The organism is Fibrobacter sp. UWB11, assembly GCF_900143015.1.
Taxonomy (GTDB): domain Bacteria; phylum Fibrobacterota; class Fibrobacteria; order Fibrobacterales; family Fibrobacteraceae; genus Fibrobacter.
The window spans coordinates 780,870-805,709 of the sequence record NZ_FSRT01000001.1 but is presented as its reverse complement, the minus strand read 5'-3'; the positions used below and the strand labels follow the sequence as shown (position 1 = coordinate 805,709).

Sequence of the window (24,840 nt, the reverse complement as noted above, 5' to 3'; positions counted from 1 at the left end):
AATTCTAGGAAAATAGAAATGGCAAACAATCGTGAAAACTGGGGTTCCAAACTCGGGGTTATCCTCGCAGTCGCTGGTTCTGCAGTCGGTCTTGGCAATTTCCTTCGATTCCCCGTGCAAGCAGCTACAAACGGCGGCGGCGCATTCATCATCCCTTACCTCATTGCGTTTGTGTTCCTCGGAATTCCGCTCGCCTGGATTGAATGGACGCTTGGCCGTTACGCAGGCTACCACAATTACGGCACCTCCCCAAGTACCTACCACATCATTTTCCAGAAAAAGAAGAAGTGGGCAAAGTACCTGGGCTCGCTCGGACTTCTCCCGCCGATTTTCATCATTTTCTATTACGGATTCATCCAGTCGTGGATTTTGGCATTCGCGTTCTACTCCGCAACGGGCACATTGATGGAAGTGGTCGCCCAGGGGCCCGAAAAGATGACGGAATTCTTTAGCAACTACATTATGCTCAAGACTTGCGTCGGTGGCATCCCGGTCGCCATCATCTTCTTCCTCATTACGTTCATCGCGAACATGATTGTGCTTTCGTTCGGTGTGCGCAAAGGCATTGAACGCGCCAACAAGATTTGCATGCCAATTCTCTTGATTTTAGGCCTTGTGCTTGTGGTCCGCGTGCTCACGCTCCCAGGCATCGGCAAGGGTCTCGCATTCATGTGGAACCCAGATTTCTCGGAGCTCGCTAGCCCGAAGGTCTGGATGGCCGCTGCAGGCCAGGTGTTCTTCACGATGAGCCTCGGTATGGCCATCATTTTCTGCTACGCAAGCTACCTCAAGCCGAAAGAGGACCTCGTGCTTTCTTCGCTCACGGCAAGTGCAACGAACGGCTTCGCCGAGGTGATTATTGGTGGTACGGTTGTGATTCCGATGGCCGTGCTTATCGCAGGCGCAAACATCGAAGAATGTGCCAAGCTCGGTACGTTCGGTCTTGGATTCCAGACCATGCCTTACGTTTTCGGAACGCTCCCGTTTGGTGGCGTGCTTCAAACGGTTTGGTTCACGATGCTCTTCTTTGCAGGCATTACAAGCGCTATTTCCATCATCCAGCCGCTCATCAGTTTCTGCGAAGACGACCTCAAGTTTACGCGTAAAAAGTCTGTCACGACGGTCAGCACGATTACCTTTATCGGTAGCCTCACCGCTATTTTCGGCCTCGCCGCAGGCACGGTTGATGAACTCGACTTCTGGGGCGGTATGTACCTCATCGTGTTCGTGGGCATGATCCAGGCCGTACTCTTTAGCCTCGTGCTCGGACGCCGCAATGCCAAGGAAGCCCAGGCAAATGGAGACCTCCCTGCTGAAGTTGTTGTGGAACCGGGTGAAAACGAAGCCTTCGCCACCATGAACGATGGCTCACTCCTCAAGCTCCCGCGCTTCCTCCGCCCGATAATTCTTTACGTGTGCCCGATTTACCTGATAGTGCTTCTGATTTCGTTCACGGCAACGGACGGCCTCCCATTCATTACGCTTAGCAATGTGGACCCGAGCGCAACAGTCGAATTCCTCGGCCACACATTCCCAAAAATCGGATTCACATGGGCATTCCGCGGATTCTTATTGGTTCTGTTCTTGCTCTTGAACCTTGCCATTGCCTATGCTTGGCGCAAAGGAGGCCCTGCTGAAAAAGGCCGCAGCAAGAAAATCAAGAAGATGGAAATCGGTAACTCTGACGAAAACATGGAGGGCTAAAAATGAACGCTGAATTCACTACAGGCGGACTCGTATTCATGATTTGCTCTTGGAGCGCCATTACGGGCCTCTGCGCATTCTGCTTCTATAAAGTATTCAAGAAGTAATCGCTATTTCTGCATCGCTCAACTTCCACGTCATTGCGAGCGTAGCGAAGCAATCTATTCATTAACGTCATGCCCGCCACCGCGCGGGCATTTCCTTTTTTATCCCCACCAATCATTACTATATTTACCTCACATTTTTAAACAATTTTTCATACCTAACAACGATTATATGAAACGCACAACCTGTCCTGGCGAAGTTCCCTATTACATTGCTGTATTTTTTAGTTCATTCATGCAACTGGGGTTATTCATCCATTTTCAACGCTGGATAACCTTCAACTCCGAAGGCACACGATTCTTCTGGTTAAGCCTACTGCTCCAGTTCGCCATGTTCTCGCCGAGCATTATCATGATGCATGTGGCAAGCTATTTTGCCGGACGTTTCCCCAAAAGCAAAGTCATGGGTTGGAGTTCCGCTGGCATGGCCTTATCCGTGTTGCTCATCGCATTTTTCTTTGGCGACAGGCTCGACTTCGGCGCGTTTGCATTGCTCTTCTTGTACGGCATTTTCCTCGCGATTTTCAGCCCCGCTAAAATCGGTCTCATGAAAGAAATCACCGACGGGAACGACCTGGTGAAGATCAACGCCAAGCACTTGATTTTCATGGCGCTCGGCATCACGATTATATCCTTCCTCACGTTTGACTATAGCCCGAACGACAGCTCGACCATTAGCTACACGCTCCTCCCGTTCATCCTCTCGGCTGTAGGCCTCGTCGCCGCGATTTCGTCATTCTGCATCCGCATCAGCAAACAGAATAAGTTCGTCAAGCTCCGCTCCCCCATGCGCAATTTCTCTTCGACCTGGTCAAACCCGATGCTCAAGCTCTCGATGCTCGGCATTGCAGCCTTCTGGAGCGTAACGCAGTTCCTCATCATGATTTCGCAGAACATGACGGGTACGCAAAGCACAACGCTTTTCCAGTGGACGTTCATCTTCACCGGAATCGGCTACATCATTGGCGCCATCAGTGCCGCAAAGTCTTCCAAGAACTTCGTGGAAACAGGCCTTATCCCGCTTGCCGCCATTGCGTCTTCCATCACGATGATTATAACGCCATTCATCAATAACCAGTACGTCCTTGCGTTCCTCTACGCATTCATCGCCTTCTGGGCAGGCTCCGCATTCGTCATCCTCCGCACGGTCATCCAAAACGTCACACGCCCAGACACATCTGGCCGCATCCACGCCGTTTCGTTCATGATCCAGATGAGCTTCTTGTTCATCTTACTTGGCTTCCAGGTCATCCTCTTCCTCATGACCGAACTCAGCCTCCACAAACAGCTATTCTTCCTCGCTGTGATCCTCGCCCTCACGTTCGTGTTCACGCTCAAACGCACCCCGATGACGCTCCTCCGCGCTGGGCTCCGCTTTGCATTCTCATACGTGTTCCGCTACAAGGTCAAGGTCCACGGCATCCAGAATATGCCCGAATCTGGTCCGCTCCTTTTGGTCGGTCCGCACTTTAGCTTCATCGACTGGGCCGTGCTCCAGATGGCATCTCCGCGCACGCTCCTCATCGCAAGCAACAGGAACACGTTTGCAGATTGGTACTTGCGCTGGTTCTCTCACGGCAAGTCCGTCATCAACATCAACCGCCGCGACCCCAGCGAAGCCATGGAAAAAATCCACGAAGCGCTATTGAAGGGCGAAGCGGTCGTCATCTTCCCCGAAGGCGAAGTTTCCAAGAGCCCGTTCGTCTCGAAGTTCTCGCTTGATTACAGCAAGGCTATCGAAGGCACAGAAGCGCAAATCGTCCCGTTCTACATCCAGGGTCTCTGGGGCAGCCGTTACAGCCACGCCTCCGAATGCGTAAACCGCCCGCAGTACTTCAACCGCGTCATCAGCGTGGGCTTTGGCAAGGCACTTCCCGCCTCCACCCCCGAAGATGTTATCCGCAAGGACTTGCAGAACTTGGGCACGGATATCTGGAACATGGCGATGGACCATTCCGCAAGCATCATTCCGCTTTGGTACCGCGCCATGCGCAAGCGCCGCTCCCGCCCGATCTTGATTGACCCTGCCGGCCGCCACGTGAATGGTTACGAGATGATCCGCCTCTGCCACCACTTCGGCAAAAAGATCAAGTCGCTCACCAAGAACGACCAGAATGTAGGCTTCATGCTCCCCACAAGCCGCGATGCCGCCCTCGGCATTATGTCTATCCTCGGCTGCGGAAGGACGACCGTCAACCTGAACTACACCTCGCCTGTGGACACGCTCATCGGCTGCATCGACAAGGCTGAACTTTCAACAATCGTCACGTCCCGCGCCTTCTTCGACAAGCTCTGCGGCAAGAACCCGGACTTCAAGCAGCTCGCCGAAAAATGCCAGATGTTCTACATCGACGAAGAAGAAAAGAAAATCAGTACCTTCTGCCGCCTGCTCGAATCGTTCATCGTCCTTACATTCCCCAAGAAGCTTTTGAGAGATTTCTGGTTCACCACGTCTAAATTAACCGACGATGCCGTTATCTTGTTCAGTTCCGGTTCTGAAGGAACGCCGAAGGGTGTAGAACTCACGCACAAGAACGTGATTTCCAACGCCCAGCAAGGAGACCACGTCATCAGGCTTTGCCGCACCGACGTGATGACATCGCTCCTCCCGCTGTTCCATTCGTTTGGCTTTACGATGACGTTCATGATGCCGCTCCTCGACGGCGTGCCAATGGTGCTCTGCCCCGACCCGACCGACATCAAGACGCTTGCCCGCGTATGCGCCGAATACAAGGCAACCATCCTCATGGGCACCCCGACGTTCCTCCGCGCCATCGCCATCAACCGCTGGGTACACCCCATGTGCCTCGACTCTTTGCGCTACGTGATTGCCGGTGCCGAAAAGCTCCGCCCCGAAATGCGCGAGACCTTCAAGCTCAAGTTCGGCAAGGACATTTACGAAGGTTACGGTTGCACGGAACTCACGCCGCTTGCCACGCTCAACGCCCCGAACGTATTGCTCGACGACTTCTTGACGATGGAAAAGTGCTGCGACCACACGAGCATCGGCATGGTCGTCCCGGGTTCTACAGGTGCCATTATTAACCCCGAGACAAACGAATTCTTGGCTCCGGGTGAAGAAGGCATGCTAGTCATCACAGGCCCGCAAGTCATGAAGGGTTACCTCCGCGACGAAGCAAAAACAGACGCCGTCATTTTTGAAGCCGAAGGACGCCGCTGGTACAAGACCGGAGACAAGTGCACCATCACAGAAGACGGCTTTGTCAAGATTCTCGGTCGCTACAGCCGCTTCGCAAAGCTCGGCGGCGAAATGATTTCCCTTACCGCCGTGGAACTCCGCATTGCAGAAACAGACATCATGGGCGAACACGAATTCGCCATTACCGCTGTTCCGGATTCAGTCAAGGGCGAACGCATCGTGCTCCTCGTCAAGGGCGACGAAACGCTCGATACGGAAGAAATCTCGAGAAGTTTGCGTAAATCGGGCATCCCACCGCTTATGCAGCCGGGTTCTGTGTTCTGCGTCGAAGCCATCCCGAAGCTCGGCAGCGGCAAGTGGGACTTCAACGGAATGAAGAAACTCGCCACGGAATTAGTAGAGAAGAAGTAATCGCCAACAATAGCCTTAAAATATACCCGCACGCAAAAACGTGCGGGCATTTTAAATTGCGGGCCATAAACGCCCCCAATGCATCTCAATTATTGTATATTAATGGCGAAAAAACAAGGAGATTACATGAGTCAAATTGTCTCTAAATTCCAAGAATTGGGGCTGACGCTCCCCGCCTGCCCCGCACCGGTTGCCGCTTATGTTCCGGCAACGCGCTTTGGCGATACGATTATTGTTTCTGGACAGTTGCCGTCCGTGAAAGGCGACTTTTCCGCTTTTACCGGCGTTGTTCCGAACCAGATTTCTGTGGAAAAGGCCAAGGAAGCCGCACAGATTTGCTTCTTGAACAACATTGCAGCCGCCCTCACGCAACTCAAAAATGGAGAAACGCTCCGACTAGTGCAGATTCAGGGATTTGTGCAGTCCGCAAACGATTTCCACGACCAGCCGATTGTGCTGAATGGCGCTAGCGAACTTGCCGTACAGATTCTCGGTGAAAACGGGAAGCACGCCCGTACGGCAGTCGGCGTTTCGACGCTCCCGAAGAACGTCGCTGTCGAAATCAGCTGCACGTTCCAGGCGATCGCAGAGTAAGTACAAGAAATAATGGATCCCGTCGCTACGCTCCAGGATGACGGATTAAAGCACCAATTTGCGGATCCATTCGCGCATGTGGAATACGGAATAGCCCGAAGTGAGAGACTTCTGGGCTATTTTTGCACCCCATTCCGTCGCCATTTTCTTGGGATCCAGCGGAAACCCGACACGGCCCAAATCCAAGCGATCAGCATCAAAGCAAGTGTCTATCGTAATGTTTCCCGTACGCGGTTGAATCGTATGGAGGCGGCACGCATCATACAGCCAGCCAAAGCGTTCATCGTCCAGCTCAAAGCGTTTTTCTTCACGGCAGAGCTTTGCGAATTCTGCACCACGTGCGCCATGTTCACGGTCGTACGCATCATCCAAACGCTGCGAATCATGGAAAATAGCAAACAGGCGCACCACATCAATGTCGGCGCCAGTCTTTTTCGCCAAGAGGAGCCCATTGTACTCCACCTGATGCCAATGCTCAATGCCATGAACCTCGGACTCGTAGAGCCGATTCTCAAAAGCAAAGTTCATTAAAGCCGCGAAATCTATCATATTTTAGTTGTTAGTTCTTAGTCATTAGTCAGTAGTTTTATTATTGCAGTTTCGCCGCATTTATCTAAAGACCATTGACTATTGACTAATTGCTATTTCCCGTAATTTTCCTTCAGGTCCATGAGGCGTTGCAGCGCTTGCATCGGAGTCATTTCCTCGGGCTTGAGCCTGCGAATTTCATCCTTGAGCAAAAGCGTGTTCTCGTCTGGCGGTGCAAACAAGTCCATCTGCGGCTGCGCCTTGATTTTCTTGTTTTGCGCCTCGTCGCTCGGGTCAATCTTCTGCTTTTCCAAACGGAGCAAAATCTTGCGAGCTCGGCGCACCACGTTAGGTGGGAGCCCCGCCATCTCGGCCACGTGAATACCATAGCTCGAATCGCAAGCGCCTTCGAGAATCTTGTGCAAAAACGTAAGCTTGTCGCCCTTTTCCTGTACAGCGACCTGGAAGTTTCCGGCATGTTCCAACGATTCTACAAGCCCCGTCAATTCGTGATAGTGCGTTGCAAACAGCGTAAGCGCCATGCGGGCAGGCTCGCTGTGGAGAGTCTCGACAATCGCCCACGCAATTGAGAGACCGTCAAACGTACTCGTACCGCGACCGATTTCATCGAGCAGCACAAGGCTATGCGGCGTTGCATTGCGCAAAATGTTCGCCGTTTCGATCATCTCGACCATGAACGTACTGAGACCTCGGCTCAAGCGGTCGCTTGCGCCCACACGCGTAAAGATGCGGTCCACCACACCAATGCGCGCACTTTCGGCAGGCACAAAGCAGCCAATCTGCGCCATGAGCACAATGAGCCCCGTCTGGCGCAAGTACGTCGATTTGCCGGCCATGTTCGGGCCGGTGATGAGCATCAGTCGCGTACCGTCCGGCGAGAGCGTCACATCGTTCGGGACAAAGTTCAAATCAGGATTCACCGCGACAATCACCGGATGGAAACCGCCGCGAATTTCAATACCCGTCCCTTCAAAAACTTCAGGGCAAACGTAATTGTACTTGCGGGCCGCACGAGCAAAGCTGTACAAGCTATCGACTCGGGCAATCGCATCGGCAATGCCCTGGAGCTCGGCGCGCCAGCTGTTCACGCGTTCGCGAAGTTCGCAGAAAATCTTGTATTCCAGCGCATGGATGTTGACTTCGGCATTGCTGATGACGGATTCGCATTCCTTCATTTCCGGCGTGATATAGCGTTCGCCGTTCACCGTTGTCTGCTTGCGGATATACTCATCCGGAATCGGCTGCGTGGCCTTTGCCATCTGCGCCTTCGTGATTTCGATGTAATAACCGAACACGCGGTTGTAACCGACTTTGAGAGACGGGATTCCAAGACGTTCGCGTTCACGGCCTTCCAACGAAGCAATCCATTCACGACGTTCCTTGATGTCCTCGTTCATTGCATCAAGTTCTGCACTTGCACCCGGGTGGATCATTCCGCCTTCGCGCACCGTCATCGGCAAGTCATCATTGAAGTACTTGAGCAAGTCTTCGCCACGGCCCTTTGCCGCATTCAGCGTTTCACGCAGCCCTTCAAAAAGCGGCGCATGCAAGCCTTCCAAAACGTCAGCGACCTTTGATGCCTGCGAAAGAGAACGTCCCATTCCCGCGAGGTCACGCGCATTTGCACGACCGCTACCGACGCGGCCCATCAAGCGTTCCATATCGAGAATCGACGTGAGCGATTCCTTGAGTTCGTCAAGCGCCACAGGATTCTGGACAAGCTCGCCCACCGCTTCTTCGCGTTCGCGGATGCGGTCCACAGCAATCAACGGATGGCTCACCCAGTCCTTGAGCGTACGCCCACCCATCGCCGTCACCGTAAAATCGAGCACCGAGCAAAGCGTGCTGGAATAATCGTCAGCATTCAGCGGACGCACGAGTTCCAAGTTGCGGAGCGTACTCGGGTCGAGCGTCATGTAATCGTCCAGATTCAAGATCTCGAGCGTCGTAAAGTGCGACAGTTCGGACTTTTTCTGGTTGATCAAATACTGGAGCAATGCGCCCGTCACGGACGTTTCAAAAACGCGACCATCCAAGCCAAGGCCATCGAGCGCTTCGACCTTGAAGTGCGTAAACAGCACATCCTTTGCCTGGTCTTCTGCAAACAAAATCGCCGGAAGTTCGGTGACCAAGACGTTTTCCGCCTTGATTAAGTCCATAATCGCCGATGGGATTGTCGTCCCTTCGGGAATCACAATTTCCTTGGGCATGCGGCGGCTGAATTCACATTCAAAAGCCTGCACACTGCTACGGCACGTGGCCAAGTAACCTGTTGTCACATCGGCAATCGCAAACGCAGCTACGTCCCCGTTTCCGCCCTTGCCATCATCGCTTGTCGCAGGCACATAAGCGCAAAGATAATTCGCCTCTTTTGCGTTGAGGTTTTCTTCGTTCATCGCCGTGCCGGCGCTGATGATTTCAACAATGTCGCGCTTGACAATGCCTTTCGCCAGTTTCGGGTCTTCGACCTGTTCGCAAATGGCGATGCGGTAGCCGGCAGCCACCATCTTTGGCACATAGCGTTCGGCAGCATGGTGCGGGAACCCGCACAAAGGCGTTGCACCGGAAGCGCCGTTATTGCGGCTCGTGAGCGTTAAACCTAAAATTTTCGAGGCGATTACAGCGTCATCTTCAAAAAGTTCAAAGAAGTCGCCCATGCGGAAAAACAAAATGCAGCCAGGATTTTCTTTCTTGATTTCGTAATATTGCTGCATCAACGGAGTAACGGCCATTAAGCATCTCCCATAGACAATTCAATTTGGTCAGTCGATTCTTCGAGCGGAGTCGGTTCTTCTGGAGCGTTATCAGGCTTGGAGTACTGCGGCACCAAAGCGCCAGCTTCCAAAAGTTCACTGAATTCGCGCAAACGCGGCAAGTCTTCCGGAATGCGATTGATACCAAAGTATTTCAAAAATTCTTGCGTAGTCACGTAAGTATAGGGGTTACCGACCGTTTCCGCTCTTGCGCCCAAAGTAATAAAGCCCTTGTCAAGCAAGTTACGGATCGGACCATCTGCAGACGAAACACCACGCACCTGTTCAATGGCGGCTTTGGTAATCGGCTGCTGGTACGCAATCACGGCAAGCGTTTCAAGAGCTGCCTGCGAAAGGCGTCTTGCATTTGCTTCCGGGAAGAGCTTGCGCACCCACGGATAATACTTTGCACGTGTTCTAAAGCGGTAACCGCCCGCCTGTTCCACAATTTCAAACGGAGACTGAATCTTGTTCAAAGAATCGTTCGCTGTAATGAGCGCATCCGCCACAGAACGAGCATCCAAAAAATCGCCGAGAATTTCGCGAAGCTTCTTGAGCGTCACAACATCTGGGGATGCAAAGACGAGCGCCTGTATAATACGAGCCAGGTCTTCCCTACTTTCAACTTTCGGGAGTTCCGCCGATTCTTCGGCCAGTTCTTCGACATTCTGATCTTCAGCCATACGTTTGATCCTTTTGTCTAAAGCGGTCTAAAGTCACCTAATTAGAATACAACCAAGTCGTTCTTGTGGATAAGTTCATCCGGAACATTCTTGCCCAAGATTTCGTGCACCTGAGCAGTCTTCTTGCGGAGCACAAGCTTAAGCGTTTCGCTATCAAAACCAGCGACACCGCGAGCCACAGGATTCTTCTTTTCGTCCTGGACTTCAATCAAGTCACCCTTGTCGAAATGCTTCTGTACCGCAATCACGCCCACCGGCAACAAGCTCGAATGATTTTCACGCAAAGCCTTCACGCCGCCTTCATCGACAATCACGCTTCCACGCGGAGTTGTGATAAAGCTCAGCCAGCGCTGACGGCTATTGAGCTTTTTCTTGGAACCTGCAAACAACGTACCTGTTGCATTTTCAAAGAACACCTGATGCGGGAGCACCTTCATACCGCTAGCGAGGAATGCATTCGCGCCGCTCTTCGTCACATTGCGAATGGCTTCGAGTTTGCTCCTCATGCCGCCGGTACTGACGGCGGATCCGGCCTCGCCGGGCTTTCCGGCCAAAGCCAAAATCGCAGGCGTGATTTCAGGAACAAAGTTCAACAAGCGGGCGTTCGGATTCTTCTTCGGATTGTCATCAAACAAGCCGTCTTCATCCGTAAAGATGAGGAGCAAGTCAGCATCAAGGAAGAGCGCCACATCGCTTGAGAGCTTGTCGTTATCGCCCACCTTGATTTCGGCAACGGCCAAAGAGTCGTTCTCGTTAATAATCGGAACAATCTTTTTGGCAAGCATTGCCTTGATGGTGTTCTGCAAATTTTTGTAACGAGCACGGTCACGGAAGTCTTCTGCAGACAAAAGAATCTGACCGACGGAGAGTTGCACCCAGCGGAACATTTCGCGATAAGCGTACATGAGGTCAATCTGACCCACGGCAGCGCAAGCCTGCTTTTCGGCAAGCACGGTCGGCTTTTGAGCGTAACCCAGTTCAGCCATGCCCGTACCCACAGCGCCACTCGTGACAATGACGACTTCCTTGCCGGCATCCATCAAGCGAGCCACGGAATCCGCGAGCTTCTGGATGTATCGCGTACGAACGCCACCACGCTCGGAATCCACGAGAATGCGAGAACCAATCTTCACCACCACGCGGCGAGCTTCATCTAAAATGTTCTTTCTTAATTCACTCATTTTTCAGTCGTTAGTTATTAGTCAATAGTTTATTTGCACACCACCAAGCGAATTGCATCGAGGCGGAGTTGCGGGTTAGCCACAATCTTCTTGCGTTCCTGCACGTTCTTGCGGAGCTGTTTCAAAGCTTCGCTCGTACCCGCCTTGCCACGCATCGAGAGCAAATGGTTCATGCGCTGGTATTCCTGTTCCGAACGCGCTTCCACAGCATTTGCAGCTTCTTCAGCATACTTCTTCGCCTGTTCAGAAACAATCAAGCGAGCCTTTGCCAAGCCATCCTTAGCAAAGTAACGGAGCGTCATATCGACAGCGGCATTGCCCTGCGGAACGCCAACGTCCTTGAGCGCAGCATTCGAAAGTGCATCAAAATGTCCAGACATGTTTTCGCCCTTCGCATTCACGAGCACCTTGAAATACTTCGGCCCTGCGATATCGGCACAGCCCCATTCTTCGGACACCGGAAGTTCCACAGCAAAGTTGTACTGCATCATGAGTCCGCGCAAACCAGAGTTCGGCCAAATCGCGCAAGACACCGTTCCGCGACCCATGCCCGTTTCGTAATCGAACACGCCTTGAGCAAGCGGATGATCCAAGCTGATAAATTCAATATCGTCGTGCGTCATCGCGACATCGCGATCGAACGTGACAGTCATGCAGGTGCCGCCATTCGTACGGCCATCGCCTTCCGAATCGCCGCCACCTTCGCCACACAAATCCGTCTGGCTGTTCACGCGGCCTCCTCCAGCGCTATACACGCCAGAAGCAAGTTCCGGCATGCCTGGCACGGAGCCCGCTTCGACTTGCGGTCCCATCGTGATAAGGAAACACCCCGACACAGAGCTCTTTTCGACATCGAGTCCGCGGTTCGTCAAAGAATCAAACACGAGATTCTTGAGTTCCGGTTCCGCATCGAGCTCTCTAATTTCGTCCGTGATTTCCTTAGCCTTCTCAGGATTGCGAGAGTTGAATTCCAGCAAGCGGTCACGGCCGTTTTCGATATGCTTACGCATCTGCTCGCAGTCTTTCTTGACCTGCGGGATGACGTTCTTCACAAAGTTTTCAAGGCTAGCGCGCGGCGTTGCCAAAGCTTCAATCAAGGATTCCGTGTACTTGAGGAAGAGTTCACCACCGCTCATGAGCGGAGCGCCAAACGAATTCAAACCTTCGTTATACCAGCGGAACATCACTTCCTGGCCAGAGCCCTTCACATACGGCACGTGGATGATGATGTCCTTGTCCTGACCAATGCGGTCCAAGCGGCCAATACGCTGTTCCACAAGAGCGGCATCAAGCGGCAAGTCGAACAAGACCAAGTGATGAGAGAACTGGAAGTTACGACCTTCGGAACCGATTTCTGATGCAATAAGCAAATTTGCACCATCCGGCTTACTGAAGTTTGCCGCAGCCTTGTCACGCGCCATGATGCTCATGTCTTCGTGGAACATCACAAACGCACCTTCTCCCAAGAATTCGAGGAGCAAAGTTTCAAGCGCCTGCACCACCTGAATCGATTCGCAAATCAACAAGACCTTTTCGTTCTTGTATTCCTTGAGGAATCCCTTAAGCCATTCAAAGCGTTCATCCAAATGCCATGCATCCGAAAACCTTGTGCAAAGGAGACCATTCTCTTGAATGTCGGTCGATGCTTCGAGGTCACGGTCGGCAGCCACTTCAACCATTTCGCGGTAAGCCGGATTCGGTTCGAGCGGAATTTCATCGAGCACACGCTTCGGGAAACCGCCCACGCCCTTACGCGTATTGCGGAACACCACAGAACCCGTGCCCATGCCATCGACAATGCGGCGCATCCATTCACCCGCCGTCATGGATTTTGAATTTTCCTGTTCAAGCCACGGACGAATTTGCGAGTTCTTCGGGACACATTCGTACAAGTCATCCCAGCTCATGTGGTGGTTCGGATCGGTCGGAAGCTTATTCAAATCTCGCACAAGCTTGAGGTATGCTTCCTGGTCTTTGATAAAATCGTTATAGTCTGCAAAACGCACCGGATCGAGCATCTTGAGTCGGTTGAACTGCGATTCCGGATGGAGCTGGAGCGGAGTACCCGTCAAAAGCAACACACCCTTCGAACGTGCAATCACTCTGTTTGCAAGCATGTACTCGTGGCTCGTGAAACCATCCTCGCACACCAGATGGTGGGCTTCGTCGATGATGGTCATGTCCCAGCTTGTCTTCAAGAGGTCTTCGATCAATGCAGGCTGCGCCATCAAAAAGTCAATGGACACGATGATGTCGTTACTCTGCATGAACGGGTTCGGCTTCGTTTCGTCTTTCGCAACCCCCACAAAAAGCCCGCGGATATAGCCTTCGTCCACCAGCGTAAAGAGCTGGTTAAAACGACGCTTCATTTCAATCATCCACTGGTGCTTCAGCGTTTCCGGGACAATCACGAGCGTACGCTGGATGCGGCCCCTCGACTTAAGCGCATGCCAAATCATACCCGCTTCAATCGTCTTACCCAAGCCCACTTCGTCCGAAAGCATAAGCCTCGGGAGCGTCGAGCTTGAGCATGCACGGTAGCAAAGGTAATACTGGTGCGGAATCATGTTCACGCGCGGACCAATCATGCCACGAACCGGCGAAGACGTCCACTTGTAAAACATTTCCATCGCATCTTCATGACGTAAAAAATCGCGTGACGAGCAAACTTCGTCATCGGCCAAAGCCCTAAACAGCACAGCCGGTCGAGCCGTCGAAAGTTTCGAACTCAGCTCGGATTCCTTCATCTCCTTGCCGTTTCGTCCGACATAAACCATGATACCCGAATCTTCGCGAACAGAGTCCACCACAAAAGAGACACCCTTTTCGCTCTTGACAGTCTCACCCACTTGCAACACAAAACGTTCAATAGGAGCTTCTTCGGTTCTGTAAATTCGAGCTTGACCGATTGAAGGGAACAAAATCTTGACAGTACGTCCCTGGACTTCGGAAACAATACCAAGTCCCAGGGTGGGCTCGGCTTGGCTAACGTAACGCTGACCAATTTTAAACATCATCATAACCCCTAAATTTACAATTTTTTCAAAAATTCGGCTTGCGAACTTTTTACTAAATTATTCCACAACATGAAATGGTTTTACATTGACACTTCAATCACCGACGGGGACAGGCGCCAAGGCCCTTTCTCTATCGACGAAATCAGGAATTTTGTCAACGAAGGCAAAATAAAAGATGAAACTCTTGTTTGGCATAGCGGTGAACCCAATTGGAAAGCTTGGAAGGACTATCCCGAAGCAACCGAGGCACCGGAACCTACAGAAGAAGAACTCCTGAAACAGACTATCGAGACGCTTCTCCAAAGCAAACTGAGTCGCAAACGTTTTGCAGGATTTTTTGTACGCGCCAACGCCTTTATTATAGACAACATAATTCTTTCTGTTGTCGGTGCAATTTTCCTTTATTTGTTGAGTCTCACGGGTTTTATCGATTTGAATGCCGTTACCGAAGTAGCAAGGCAATATATTGAAGACCCGACTTCTTCCGACATTGTCACTAAGGCACTCGAACTTCCCGGAATGTCTACATTCTTTACCATTTGGAGCATTGTCCAAGCGGCTTACTTTATCGTATTCCATGCCATTTGGGGAGCAACCCCCGGCAAAAAGCTATTCCACATTCACGTAGAAATGGCTGGCGGTGAAAAGCTCTCGTGGGCATTCTCGATTTTCCGCTTTATCGCAAGCATCGTAACGCAAGCGACTATTATCTTTTATGGTCTAGGCTACCTTATCGTCCTCATCGACCCGCAAAAAAGGGCTTTGCACGACTTTATCGCAAGAACACGAGTAGTCCATGATCCGATAGAACAAAAGTTTAATAAAGAGGTTTAATTTATATGGATCAGTTTATCGTTCCTCAAGTAAAAGCACCAGTCAATGGTGAAGTTGAAATTTCTGGTGCAAAGAACGCGGTACTTGCCGTCATGGCCGCAGCCCTCCTCGCCGATGGCGTTTCCGAAATCACGAACGTTCCGCACTTGAAAGACATGAAGACCATGTCCGATGTGCTCCGCGTTATCGGTTGCCACATCAACGGCGGAAGCCATGTTTTGAGAATCGACACTCATGGCGTAGACCACTTGGAAGCCCCATACGAACTCGTGAAAACCATGCGTGCCAGTTTCTACGTGCTCGGCCCACTCGTCGCAAGATTCGGTCGCTGTCGCGTATCGCTCCCCGGCGGATGCGCCTGGGGCCCGCGTCCCGTTGACCTGCACCTCAAAGGTCTCGAAGCTCTCGGTGCAAAGATTACCGTTACGCACGGCTACGTCGAAGCGACATGCGAAGGCCGCCTCCCCGGCGGAAACTTCAACTTCCCGATTTCTAGCGTCGGAGCAACGGTCAACGTATTGATGGCGGCGACACTCGCCAAGGGCGTAAGCGTCCTGCAAAACGCCGCTCTCGAACCCGAAATTGATAACCTCATCGACTTCCTCACCAGCATGGGCGCAAAAATCCAGGGCCGCGGAACGCGCACCCTCACCGTCCAAGGTGTGGAATCCCTCCGCCCGGGTACAGGCGTCACCATCCCGGACCGCATTGAAGCAGGCACGTTCCTCTGTGCCGCCGCCATCACGCGCGGCCGCGTCAAGGTCACGCGAATCATCCCGGAACACATCGCCTCTACGCTCGACGCATTCCGCGAAATTGGCTGCAAGGTGAACGTAGGCGCCGACTGGGCCGAAGTTGATGCACGTCAGCAGGAACTCAAGCCTATGAGCCTTGTGACTCTCCCGTTCCCGGGATTCCCGACCGATATGCAGGCCCCGTTCATGGCAACACTCCTCTCGATTCCGGGCAACAGCCTTGTGCAAGATACCGTCTATAACGACCGTTTTAAGCATGTCGCTGAACTCGAACGTTTGGGAGCCTCCATCCAGCTGAACGGCAACACAGCAACAATCAAGGGCGGCCTCCCGCTCGAAGGTGCCGACATCATGGGTTCCGACCTCCGCGCAAGTGCAGCTCTCGTGCTCGCAGGCCTCATTGCAGAAGGCGAAACGACCATCAGCCGTATTTACCACCTTGACCGTGGCTACGAAGATTTCGAAGCCAAGATGGCTAAGATTGGCGCCACCGTCAAGCGTTTCAACCCCGACGCCCGCGACGAATAAAATCAGCCACTCCGGCCTTCAAGCGGAAATCTCATAACACAAAAAGCTCCGAGAAACTCGGAGCTTTTGCTTTTCCTAAAAAGCGTTTCTTACCTCATCTGTTCGCGGCAAACTTGTTCTGCCGAGCGCCCGTCCGTAGACTTAAATTCTAGCATAGACTGTAATTGCAAGGCAGCCTGTTCCTGTTCCGTTGTCGAAGCACAAGTATTGTTTGAAAGAATCTTCTGCAAGTACTGCTTTTGACGTTCCAAATCACATTCCTTGCCGAAAAGCGATGCAAGTTTGAACATGCTAGCACAAGCCTTCAATCCTTGCGGGTATGTTTCCACGAGATTTGTCAAAATCGTCTTGGCCTTCGCCACCTGATTCACTTCAATCAAGCAAAGTGACATCCAGTAAAGAGCACCTTCAGCCATTTCGCCCTTTTTCACAAGCTCATAGACCTGCTTAAAACCATTGTACGCAAGCTTGTACTCGCCACGATGATAATCCGAGTGAGCCGCATTGAACATAGTCTCCGCTTCCACCATTTTTTCGGCGTTAGCATCCGCTTCCATCACAGCGCTTGCCGCGCCATTGCTTACCACAACCTTTTTGGCTAAAATCTTGTCGGACTTTCCGATGAGCATATCCAAACGATATTTAATTTCTTCTTGGCGCGTATCACGGCGCACCGATTCTTCACTCATGCGTTTTGTAAGAAGAGACACTTCGGCCTGCAAGCGCTTCTGCGCCACGGCAGCAGCATCGAGCTGAGCTTTAATGCTATCGAGTTCAACCTTAAGCGCATTATTTTCAGCCGAAAGAGCCTTATAGGCAGAATCATTTTTTACCATAATTTCATCGCCTACAGCCTTCATTTCTTTTGTACGCAGTATAGTAATGCTACAGCATCCCGAAAGCATAAACGATGCCAAAACAACACCTAAAGAAATCGCTTTAAAATTCACAATTCACCCCCTACTCGTTATTTGCAATGGATACGCGGAAATGGGCTCTGCGGTTCTTGGAATATGCGCTTTCGTCAGACCCCTGAACCTTCGGGCGTTCCTTTCCGTAACTTACAGACATCAACCTGTTTCCATCCACACCATACGCAATCAAGAAATCCCTCACGACACTCGAACGACGAGCTCCTAAAGAAAGATTATAATCTTCGGTACCGCGAGCATCCGTATGCCCTTCAACCGTCACGAGGAAGCGGGTCTCATTTACCAAAATTTCTGCCACTTGTGCAAGCAGACGCTTTGCATTTTCAGTCAGTTCGGAACGGTCATAATCGAAGTAAACATCTTCGAGCATAATGCGGTTGATCATTTCTTCCAAACGAGCACGATCGGCTTCAAGGCGTTCTGCTTCCAAGCGAGCCAAGGAATCGGCACTCAACGTGTCCGCAATAAGAGCATCGAGATTGAGCGAGGAATCCGCAGATGCTTCCGGCGCAGTTTGCGGTTGAGGATCCGTCTCCGGTTTTTCCTTGCTGCAGCCCCAAGCAAACAAGGCTACAGCCATTCCCATCAACGTGAGTTTAAATATCTTACCCATATTTTACGCTCCTCTATTTATTTTTTCTCGTCAAAAAACCAAGACCATGTGGGCGACATATTTTCGGCACCATTCGTAATGCGAGTCACGCCGCTACCATCTTTACGCATAATATAAATTTGATAATTGCCGCCACGGTCACTGGCAAACGCAATCAGCTTGCCATCCGGCGACCAAGTCGGGTGTTCATTGTTCCCTGCGTTCGATGTGAGCTGGATAATATCCGTTCCATCCAAAGCGCACGTATAAATATTCATTTTGCCATCGTCCATCGATGTATAGACAATGCGGTCACCATCCGGAGACCAGCTCGCACGTTCATTGTAATGGCCCATATATGTAATGCGCCTTACATCCGAGCCATCTTTACCAACAGCATAAACCTGCGGAGAACCGCCGCGGTCACTTGTAAAAAGCACTTCACTTGCAAACGGGCTCCAAGAAGGGCTCACCTGATTCGATTGCAAATGCAAGAATTTCTGAGCAGAGCCAGTCTTCATATCACCGCGATAAATCTCTGTTTTTGCCCCATCCATCACCGCGAAAAGGAGTTCACCGGTCTTTGGGTTCACTGCAGGGCTAAACGTCTGCTTGTACTGCGTAAAGAGCGGAGTTTCTTTACCGCCAAACGTGATGGCATAGAGGTTCGGGTGCTGTTTGCGGAAGTTCACATAAACTAAGCCCTTATTGCCTTTTTGCCAAACGGGCATCGTATTAATCGAAGAATCACGCGTAATCTGGCGGCGGGAAAACCCATCATAATCGGAAATAACCACCTGCTTCATACCATCGATTTTCGAGACATAAGCAAGCTTTGTCGAAGCGATACCACGTTCACCGAACAAGCGATAAACGACCTTGTCAAAGAACGAATGAACCGCCTGACGCACGTCATAAGGCTTCACGGTATAGCTTTCGCCGAGCAAGACATCCTTTGTTTCAGCGGCATACAAATAACAATCGAGCTTGATTTTTCCGTCAGAAAGTTTCGTGGCGTTACCGGTCACATACTGGCGTGCACGCTTCTTGCTAAAAAGCACCAAGTCAAACTTATCCGAAGGAACGGCTTCAAAACGCCCGGAGAGATTCGCATCACGCGTCAGAATCTTATGCGGAGCTTCGCTCGTCCACTTAATTTGTCCATTTTCTTCAAAAGGCACAACACCTATCGGCATCGTCTGGAAAACAGAAATACCCACATCCACAGCAATCGTATCAATCGCCGCAAACGAAGGCAGCGCAAGCGCCATCGCAACAAACACAAAAAGCAATTTTATTTTTTTCATAGTTATTTTCTAGTTCGGCGTAAAGTTAAACTGCAACACAAGACTTGCGCCTTTGTACGTCGGCGGAAGTTCCGGCAACTTCGAGATTTTCACGGCACGCATTGACAAGTGGTCCCAAGCAGTATTCGAAGAAGAACGCTTGAGGAATACGCTCGTAATCATGCCCGAACGTTCCACCGTAAACTGCACCGTAGTCTTTGCATCTCGATCAATCGTAAGCCCGTTCGGCGGATTGAAATTGCTCATGATTTTTGCCTTAGCGCGTTCCAGGAACACCTGCATCAGCGGGTCCATATCAATCGGGTTCACCGCCTTGAGGCTAGGCATTTCAAACGACTTCTGCAAATTCAAATCGTCGATATTGAAGTCATCGTCATCCTTCGGCTTTTTCGCAGGCTTTTTCTCGACTTTTTTCTTTTCGACAGTTTTCTTTGCAATCTTTTCCACCGGCTTTTCAACAGGCTTCTCGACGGGCTTCGGCTTTTCGACCTTTTCTTCCGGTTTCTTTTCTTCGGCCTTGGGTTCCGGCACAGGCACGGGTTCCGGCGTATCCGGCTTCACTTCGGGAGCGGGTTCTTCGGGCACCTGCGGAGCCTCCGGCTCGAGCGTCTTTTCTGGAGTCGGTTCCGGAACAGGCTCCGGTTCAGGAGTCGTTTCGGGCACAGGTTCTGGAGGAGCCGGTGGCGGAGGTTCTTCCTTCGGAGCTTGCTGCGGTTCAGGTTCCGGCAAAGCCGCCTTAGCCACAGGTTGCTGAACAGGCTCATCGACCTGCACCATTTCGAACACGGGAATTTCTTCGGCAGGCTTGCTCAAATCAATATTATTGAGGCCAATCAAAGTCCCGACAACCGCCAAATGAAACACGACAGCACACACGATGATCTTGAACAAAGATCCATCGTTTTCCGTCTCGAAATATTGGATATGGTCCCTATTTCTTTTCATTTACCAATTCGTCTTTTGGGGTCATCGTCAAAAAACCGAGTTTCGTCACACCAAGTTTTTGCACTTGAGTCACAACCTTCATCACAAAGCCATAGCTTACCGCTTCGTCCGAGTTGATGACCACCGCCATTTCGCCATTCCACAGCGACTTGAAAATGCTTTCGAAACTTTCCATATCCACCTGCATATCGGCAATGAATATTTCAAGATTCTTGGTGATAGAAACCTTTAAAAGTTTTTGCTGTTCCATCGTCGGAGCCTTTACCTGCGGGAGATTTACCTTGACTCCCTGACTCATCAATGGCGCACACAAAATAAACACAATCAAGATAGCGAACACGATATCGATCATGTTCGTGAGGTTCAGTTCTTGCTTTAAGTCCTTACGGCGGCTGCGTTTCACGCTTCCTCCTCGGCAACTCCTTCAACAGCAAGCATGTCCCCTCTTTTGAACAAACTTAAAACTTGAGAGCCAAAGTTATAGTACGAAGTTTCGTTGCTTCCATTTTTCGAGGTAAAGTAATTGTACCCGGCAGAAGCAGGGATTGCAACCACAAGGCCAGCGACCGTAGTAATAAGCGCCATGGCAATACCCGGAGCAACAACAGTCAAGTCAGCAGAGCCATGATGACCAATCTGGAAGAACGCAATCATGATTCCCCAAACGGTACCAAGCAAGCCAAAGAACGGAGCCAAGTTAGAACTTGTCGCCAAGAAAGTCAGGTAACGGTCTTCGTCCATGCGAATACCTTCAATAGAACGCTGGATAGCATCTTCAAGCAAAGAGGCTCGATGCTGAAGGGATTCGTAACTCACTTTTCCCTTGAACTTGGATACTTCGTTCAAGACTTCAACGCTCAGCAAACGCAATGCGCTATCGTTAGAAACTGTACAAAGCTTTTGCAGTTCCGAAAAATGTCTCAGCTTGCCGAACTCTTTAAAGAACTTTGCATTGGCACGCAAATTCGACTTGTGCTTAAAGAACTTCACGATGATGATACCCCAGGAACCAAGCGACATAAAGGCAAGAATCCCGAGAATAATCATCGTCACAATATCGGACTGCGTAATCATTTGCCAAACTGGTACAGTATTGTTCAAGACAACCTCCAAAAAATATTTACAAAAATATACATGCTATATTATAATACAAAAAAGCACTTAAAAAAGAAAACACAAAGCAATAATCAACACTTTTTTTGACAAATGCAGCGAAACTACATTTTTACATGATATTTTTTGTATATTAAAATCACAAAACAATATATCTGGATTTTTATTCCAAGGAGAAAACAATGAAAAAACTCATCGCATGTCTCGCCGTCGCAGCTATGTTTGTAGGTTGCTCTAGCAATCCTCCGCAGACACCGCAAGAAAAGCAAGCAAGCCTTCTCATCGAAATGCAGATGCAGAAGAAGAGCTACCTCAAGCAGCACATCCCGGCCGGCATCGGTATCGGCGAATCTGCTGACGAACAGATTGCTTACGAAAAGGCCGACCAGAATGCCCGCGTAGACCTCGCCAAGTCTATCGACGCTCAGACCAAGGCTTTGATCAAGAACTTCAAGGAAGACGTGAGCGATGAAATTGCCGAACACTTCCAGAGCACGTCCAAGACTTCTGTTAGCCAGCGCCTCAACGGTGCAACGCTTTCTGACGTCAAGGTCGAAACGACTGCCGATGGCAAGTTCAAGGTTTATGGCGTTATGACGCTCGACTCTGACCTCGTCTCCGAATACATCAAGATGCTCGAACAGCAGGAAAAGAAGGAAGAAGCTGAAAAGATTCGCGCCGCTGCTGAAAAGGCTTACGCAGAACTTGACGAAATGGACGACTAATCCAACTTAAGTTTCAAGCAAAAAGACATTGGCTTAGCCAATGTCTTTTTTTTATATAATCGCACACACGCGCCAATTAACGGTGTTCGTTCGTCGTGGGCTCCATGCCACGGAAGAACGCAAGCCCGTCAAAATCATCCTTGAGCGCCTGCACAGTCGCACCAATCATATAAAGGCTACCGGTAATAAGAACCGGCGAGCCATCCGTAACATTAGCGCAGACTTCATTGAGATATTCGCGAGAAAACTCGCCCGCACTAGCAACGTTCAATCCAAGTTTTTCAAGTTCGCCCTGCAAGTCTTCCAGTTCACGGAATCGCGGATACGGTGTTCGCGTAATATGCCAATGACTTACATGCGGAGCCATGAGCTTGAGCATCTCTCCCACATCCTTATCGCGGAGTGCTCCAAATACGCAATGGAACTTTTGACTCGGGTAATACTTGTCCAACGCTTCGACCAAGCGACGAACCGCATGAGAATTATGAGCGCCATCTAGAACAAACTTCGTTACGCCGTTTGCATCGATTAGCTTTTGCATGCGGCCCGCCCAAGAGCGTGTCGTAAGAGTCTTGAGCGCAAGCGCTTCATCAAAATTCTTCAAGAACAGTTCCGCCGCCTTGAGCGAAAGGCTTGCATTTTCAATATAATGTTGTCCTAAATTCGGAAGTTCAATATCATTACGAATTGTAGGAACGACACACGAACATCCGTGCGAAGCCGCATAAATTTTGGCTTCTGCAATCAGCGAATCACTCAGGCCACCAAGCACAAACACCTTGCTATGGCCATTAGAAAGAATATTTTGTGCAGAACCGGCAACGCCCATTTTTTCTTTGAGAATTGCGCTTTCCGTGCTTCCAAGAACTTCAGTGTGCTCCAGCCCGATACTCGTGAGCACAATCAATTCGCCATCGGCAACAGCAGTGCTATCCAAGCGACCGCCCATGCCAGCTTCAAGAACGGCAACATCGATATTTTGTTCTGCATAATAGAGGAACGCGACAATAGTCAACACTTCAAAGAACGTCGGTTCGACTTGAGCTTCTTCGGCAGCCGCCTTGACTTTCAAAAGCAAACGTCCAAGAGATTCTTCATCAATCGGCAAATCGTTTACGCGGATGCGCTCGCGCAAGTTCACCAAGTGCGGACTCGTATAAAGTCCCGTCTTGAGGCCATGCGCCTGCAAAATTCCAGAAAGATAATAGCTCGAAGAACCCTTACCGTTCGTACCAACAACATGAATCGTCTTGAACTTTTTCTGAGGATTCCCAAGGACTTCACAAAGTTTACGTGTAGAAGCAAGCCCAGGCATCATCCCGAAAATGAGCCGGGAATTCAAATATTCCAATCCGTCTTGAAGCATGGTATACAATATAGAAAGTTAGACCAACGACCAATGGCCAAAATGATTACATTTCTATCACACACAACAAGAGGTTTTATTTATATGAAAGTTTCAGCAAAAGCTGTCGCTTTGCTTTTCTGCGTTTTTGCAGCAACATCATTCGCCAAGGTCAATCCTTTGGCTGCACCACAACATTACAATTACCGCGATGCAGGCAAGCAGATGCGACGCATCTACTATGGTGAACTCCAGGAAACGCTCTACTGCGGATGCCGCTATCTCGACAAAAAGAAAGTCGATTTCAGCACCTGCAATTACAAGCCGCGTGAAAACCCGAACCGCAAGAGCTACAAGCGCACAGAACGCATCGAATGGGAACACATCGTCACCGCCCATAACATGGGCCAACACCTCCCCTGCTGGCGCGACGGCGGTCGCAAGAACTGCAGCGCGAACGACACCACATTCAAGATTATGGAAGGTGACCTTCACAACCTCTATCCCGCCATCGGTGAAGTCAACGGAGACCGCAGCAACTTCATGTTCAGCCAGTGGACCAACACCCCAGAGCCCATGTACGGCGAGTGCGAAACCATCGTCGATTTCAAGGACAAGAAGGTCCAACCCCGCAAAGAAGTCCGAGGCCTGATTGCCCGCGTACACTTCTACATGGAAAAGACCTACAACATCAACCTTTCCAAGCAAGACCGCAAACTTTTCGAAGCTTGGGACAGGGCATACCCCGTCACGGAACGCGAATGCGAGCGCGACCGCCGCATTTTCAAGGTCCAGGGCGACCACAACCCGTTTGTCTTCGAAAAATGCCAAGAACCAGCCGCACCGGTCGAGCCTGTTGACAGCCTAAAAGCAAATAACTAAATTTGGGACTCCAAATCTCGCATGTCGTGCCAAGCTCTGCCAACATGCGAGCGTAACCAAAGAGCTTCCTCAAAGAGGTAAATATGTCCTCCTTCCGCGGACCTAAAGGTAAAGTAGCACGCTCTCTCGGCGTTGCCGTTTCTCAGAAGACTCAAAAGGCTCTCGACCGCCGCAACTTCGCACCTGGCCAGCATGGTCAGACCCGCAAGAAGTCTGCTTCCGTTTACAAGCAGCAGTTGGTCGAAAAGCAGCGTCTTCGTTTCACCTACAACATTTCCGAAGCTCAGCTTGCCAAGGCATACAAGGAAGCTAACCGTCGTGAAGGTTCTGCAGGTGATAACCTGATGATCTTGCTCGAAACTCGTCTTGACGCAGTCGTCTACCGCATGGGTTTTGCCCGTACGATCTTCGCTGCTCGTCAGTACGTTGCACACGGTCACTTCACTGTGAACGGTGTTCGTAGCTTCTCTCCGAGCCGCCTCATCAAGGCTGGCGACGTGGTTGCCGTTCGTGAACAGTCTAAGGAACACGTGCAGATCAAGGAAGCAATCGCTTCTGCAGCTGCCGCTCCGGAATACTTGTCTGTCGATCTCGGCAAGATGCAGGGTACTCTCGTGAAGCTTCCGCTCCGCGACCAGATCCCGGTCAAGCTCGAAGAACAGCTCGTCGTGGAATACTACTCCAGGTAGTAAACCGCTTAGAGTTGCAAAGACTCAAGCTTTTAAA

The 24,840-nt window shown here is 50.8% G+C and carries 20 protein-coding genes; 8 read left to right on the top strand and 12 right to left on the bottom strand.

Annotation, left to right across the window (positions count from 1 at the left end; genetic code table 11):
* Positions 1 to 18 precede the first annotated feature (18 nt).
* The 3 genes from BUQ91_RS03510 (at position 19) to BUQ91_RS03500 (ending at position 5,973) form a co-directional block, all read left to right on the top strand.
* Positions 19 to 1,704, top strand: a complete 1,686-nt coding sequence (locus BUQ91_RS03510; protein WP_074208164.1) for a sodium-dependent transporter — start codon at positions 19 to 21, stop codon at positions 1,702 to 1,704.
* Positions 1,705 to 1,980: 276 nt separating this feature from the next.
* Complete coding sequence (locus BUQ91_RS03505; RefSeq protein WP_074208163.1) at positions 1,981 to 5,379, top strand: MFS transporter; 3,399 nt, start codon at positions 1,981 to 1,983, stop codon at positions 5,377 to 5,379.
* 126 nt (positions 5,380 to 5,505) lie between these two features.
* On the top strand, positions 5,506 to 5,973 hold the full coding sequence (locus BUQ91_RS03500) for a RidA family protein (protein ID WP_074208162.1): 468 nt from the start codon (positions 5,506 to 5,508) through the stop codon (positions 5,971 to 5,973).
* Positions 5,974 to 6,018: 45 nt separating this feature from the next.
* On the opposite strand, the gene BUQ91_RS03495 is transcribed toward BUQ91_RS03500, so the two are convergent.
* From BUQ91_RS03495 to rapA, 5 genes are all read right to left on the bottom strand, one after another.
* Positions 6,019 to 6,501: an HD domain-containing protein gene (locus tag BUQ91_RS03495; RefSeq protein ID WP_254842229.1), complete on the bottom strand. Its 483-nt coding sequence runs from the start codon at positions 6,499 to 6,501 to the stop codon at positions 6,019 to 6,021.
* A 113-nt stretch (positions 6,502 to 6,614) separates the two neighbouring features.
* On the bottom strand, positions 6,615 to 9,254 hold the full coding sequence (mutS, locus tag BUQ91_RS03490) for a DNA mismatch repair protein MutS (RefSeq protein WP_074208160.1): 2,640 nt from the start codon (positions 9,252 to 9,254) through the stop codon (positions 6,615 to 6,617).
* Complete coding sequence (scpB, locus tag BUQ91_RS03485; RefSeq protein ID WP_012820032.1) at positions 9,254 to 9,958, bottom strand: SMC-Scp complex subunit ScpB; 705 nt, start codon at positions 9,956 to 9,958, stop codon at positions 9,254 to 9,256. The genes mutS and scpB overlap by 1 nt, the downstream gene beginning before the upstream one ends.
* 41 nt (positions 9,959 to 9,999) lie before the next feature.
* Complete coding sequence (gene proB, locus BUQ91_RS03480; protein ID WP_073424466.1) at positions 10,000 to 11,139, bottom strand: glutamate 5-kinase; 1,140 nt, start codon at positions 11,137 to 11,139, stop codon at positions 10,000 to 10,002.
* A gap of 29 nt (positions 11,140 to 11,168) precedes the next feature.
* Entirely contained in the window at positions 11,169 to 14,159 is a 2,991-nt protein-coding gene (rapA, locus tag BUQ91_RS03475) for an RNA polymerase-associated protein RapA (protein WP_072828236.1), read from the bottom strand.
* 66 nt (positions 14,160 to 14,225) lie between these two features.
* On the opposite strand from rapA, the gene BUQ91_RS03470 reads away from it, so the two are divergent.
* Both BUQ91_RS03470 and murA read left to right on the top strand, forming a co-directional pair.
* A complete protein-coding gene (locus BUQ91_RS03470; RefSeq protein WP_074208159.1) occupies positions 14,226 to 14,990 on the top strand; it encodes an RDD family protein in 765 nt (254 codons plus the stop codon).
* 5 nt (positions 14,991 to 14,995) lie between these two features.
* Complete coding sequence (gene murA / locus BUQ91_RS03465; protein ID WP_074208158.1) at positions 14,996 to 16,273, top strand: UDP-N-acetylglucosamine 1-carboxyvinyltransferase; 1,278 nt, start codon at positions 14,996 to 14,998, stop codon at positions 16,271 to 16,273.
* 89 nt (positions 16,274 to 16,362) lie between these two features.
* Here murA and BUQ91_RS03460 read toward each other — a convergent pair whose 3' ends face one another.
* The 6 genes from BUQ91_RS03460 to BUQ91_RS03435 are packed head-to-tail and all read right to left on the bottom strand — an operon-like array spanning position 16,363 to position 21,150.
* Positions 16,363 to 17,223, bottom strand: a complete 861-nt coding sequence (locus tag BUQ91_RS03460; protein ID WP_254842228.1) for a tetratricopeptide repeat protein — start codon at positions 17,221 to 17,223, stop codon at positions 16,363 to 16,365.
* Positions 17,224 to 17,233: 10 nt separating this feature from the next.
* Entirely contained in the window at positions 17,234 to 17,818 is a 585-nt protein-coding gene (locus tag BUQ91_RS03455; RefSeq protein WP_074208157.1) for an OmpA family protein, read from the bottom strand.
* Between the two features lie 17 nt (positions 17,819 to 17,835).
* Positions 17,836 to 19,104, bottom strand: coding sequence for a PD40 domain-containing protein (locus tag BUQ91_RS03450; protein ID WP_074208156.1), 1,269 nt, complete (start codon positions 19,102 to 19,104; stop codon positions 17,836 to 17,838).
* Positions 19,105 to 19,113: 9 nt separating this feature from the next.
* On the bottom strand, positions 19,114 to 20,049 hold the full coding sequence (locus BUQ91_RS03445) for an energy transducer TonB (RefSeq protein WP_074208155.1): 936 nt from the start codon (positions 20,047 to 20,049) through the stop codon (positions 19,114 to 19,116).
* Positions 20,036 to 20,452 (bottom strand): ExbD/TolR family protein, encoded by a 417-nt coding sequence (locus BUQ91_RS03440; protein WP_072828243.1) that lies wholly within the window; start codon positions 20,450 to 20,452, stop codon positions 20,036 to 20,038. The genes BUQ91_RS03445 and BUQ91_RS03440 overlap by 14 nt, the downstream gene beginning before the upstream one ends.
* On the bottom strand, positions 20,449 to 21,150 hold the full coding sequence (locus BUQ91_RS03435) for a MotA/TolQ/ExbB proton channel family protein (RefSeq protein ID WP_139255903.1): 702 nt from the start codon (positions 21,148 to 21,150) through the stop codon (positions 20,449 to 20,451). Before BUQ91_RS03435 ends, BUQ91_RS03440 begins: the two co-directional genes overlap by 4 nt.
* A gap of 194 nt (positions 21,151 to 21,344) precedes the next feature.
* Between BUQ91_RS03435 and BUQ91_RS03430 the strand changes: the two genes are divergently transcribed.
* Positions 21,345 to 21,887 carry a putative periplasmic lipoprotein gene (locus BUQ91_RS03430; protein ID WP_074208154.1) on the top strand — a complete coding sequence of 181 codons (543 nt, stop codon included), beginning with the start codon at positions 21,345 to 21,347 and terminating at the stop codon, positions 21,885 to 21,887.
* A 76-nt stretch (positions 21,888 to 21,963) separates the two neighbouring features.
* Here BUQ91_RS03430 and BUQ91_RS03425 read toward each other — a convergent pair whose 3' ends face one another.
* Positions 21,964 to 23,253 (bottom strand): bifunctional folylpolyglutamate synthase/dihydrofolate synthase, encoded by a 1,290-nt coding sequence (locus BUQ91_RS03425; RefSeq protein ID WP_074208153.1) that lies wholly within the window; start codon positions 23,251 to 23,253, stop codon positions 21,964 to 21,966.
* Positions 23,254 to 23,337: 84 nt separating this feature from the next.
* On the opposite strand from BUQ91_RS03425, the gene BUQ91_RS03420 reads away from it, so the two are divergent.
* Both BUQ91_RS03420 and rpsD read left to right on the top strand, forming a co-directional pair.
* Complete coding sequence (locus BUQ91_RS03420; RefSeq protein ID WP_074208152.1) at positions 23,338 to 24,114, top strand: endonuclease; 777 nt, start codon at positions 23,338 to 23,340, stop codon at positions 24,112 to 24,114.
* 83 nt (positions 24,115 to 24,197) lie between these two features.
* Complete coding sequence (rpsD, locus tag BUQ91_RS03415) at positions 24,198 to 24,803, top strand: 30S ribosomal protein S4 (RefSeq protein ID WP_072828248.1); 606 nt, start codon at positions 24,198 to 24,200, stop codon at positions 24,801 to 24,803.
* Positions 24,804 to 24,840 lie beyond the last annotated feature (37 nt).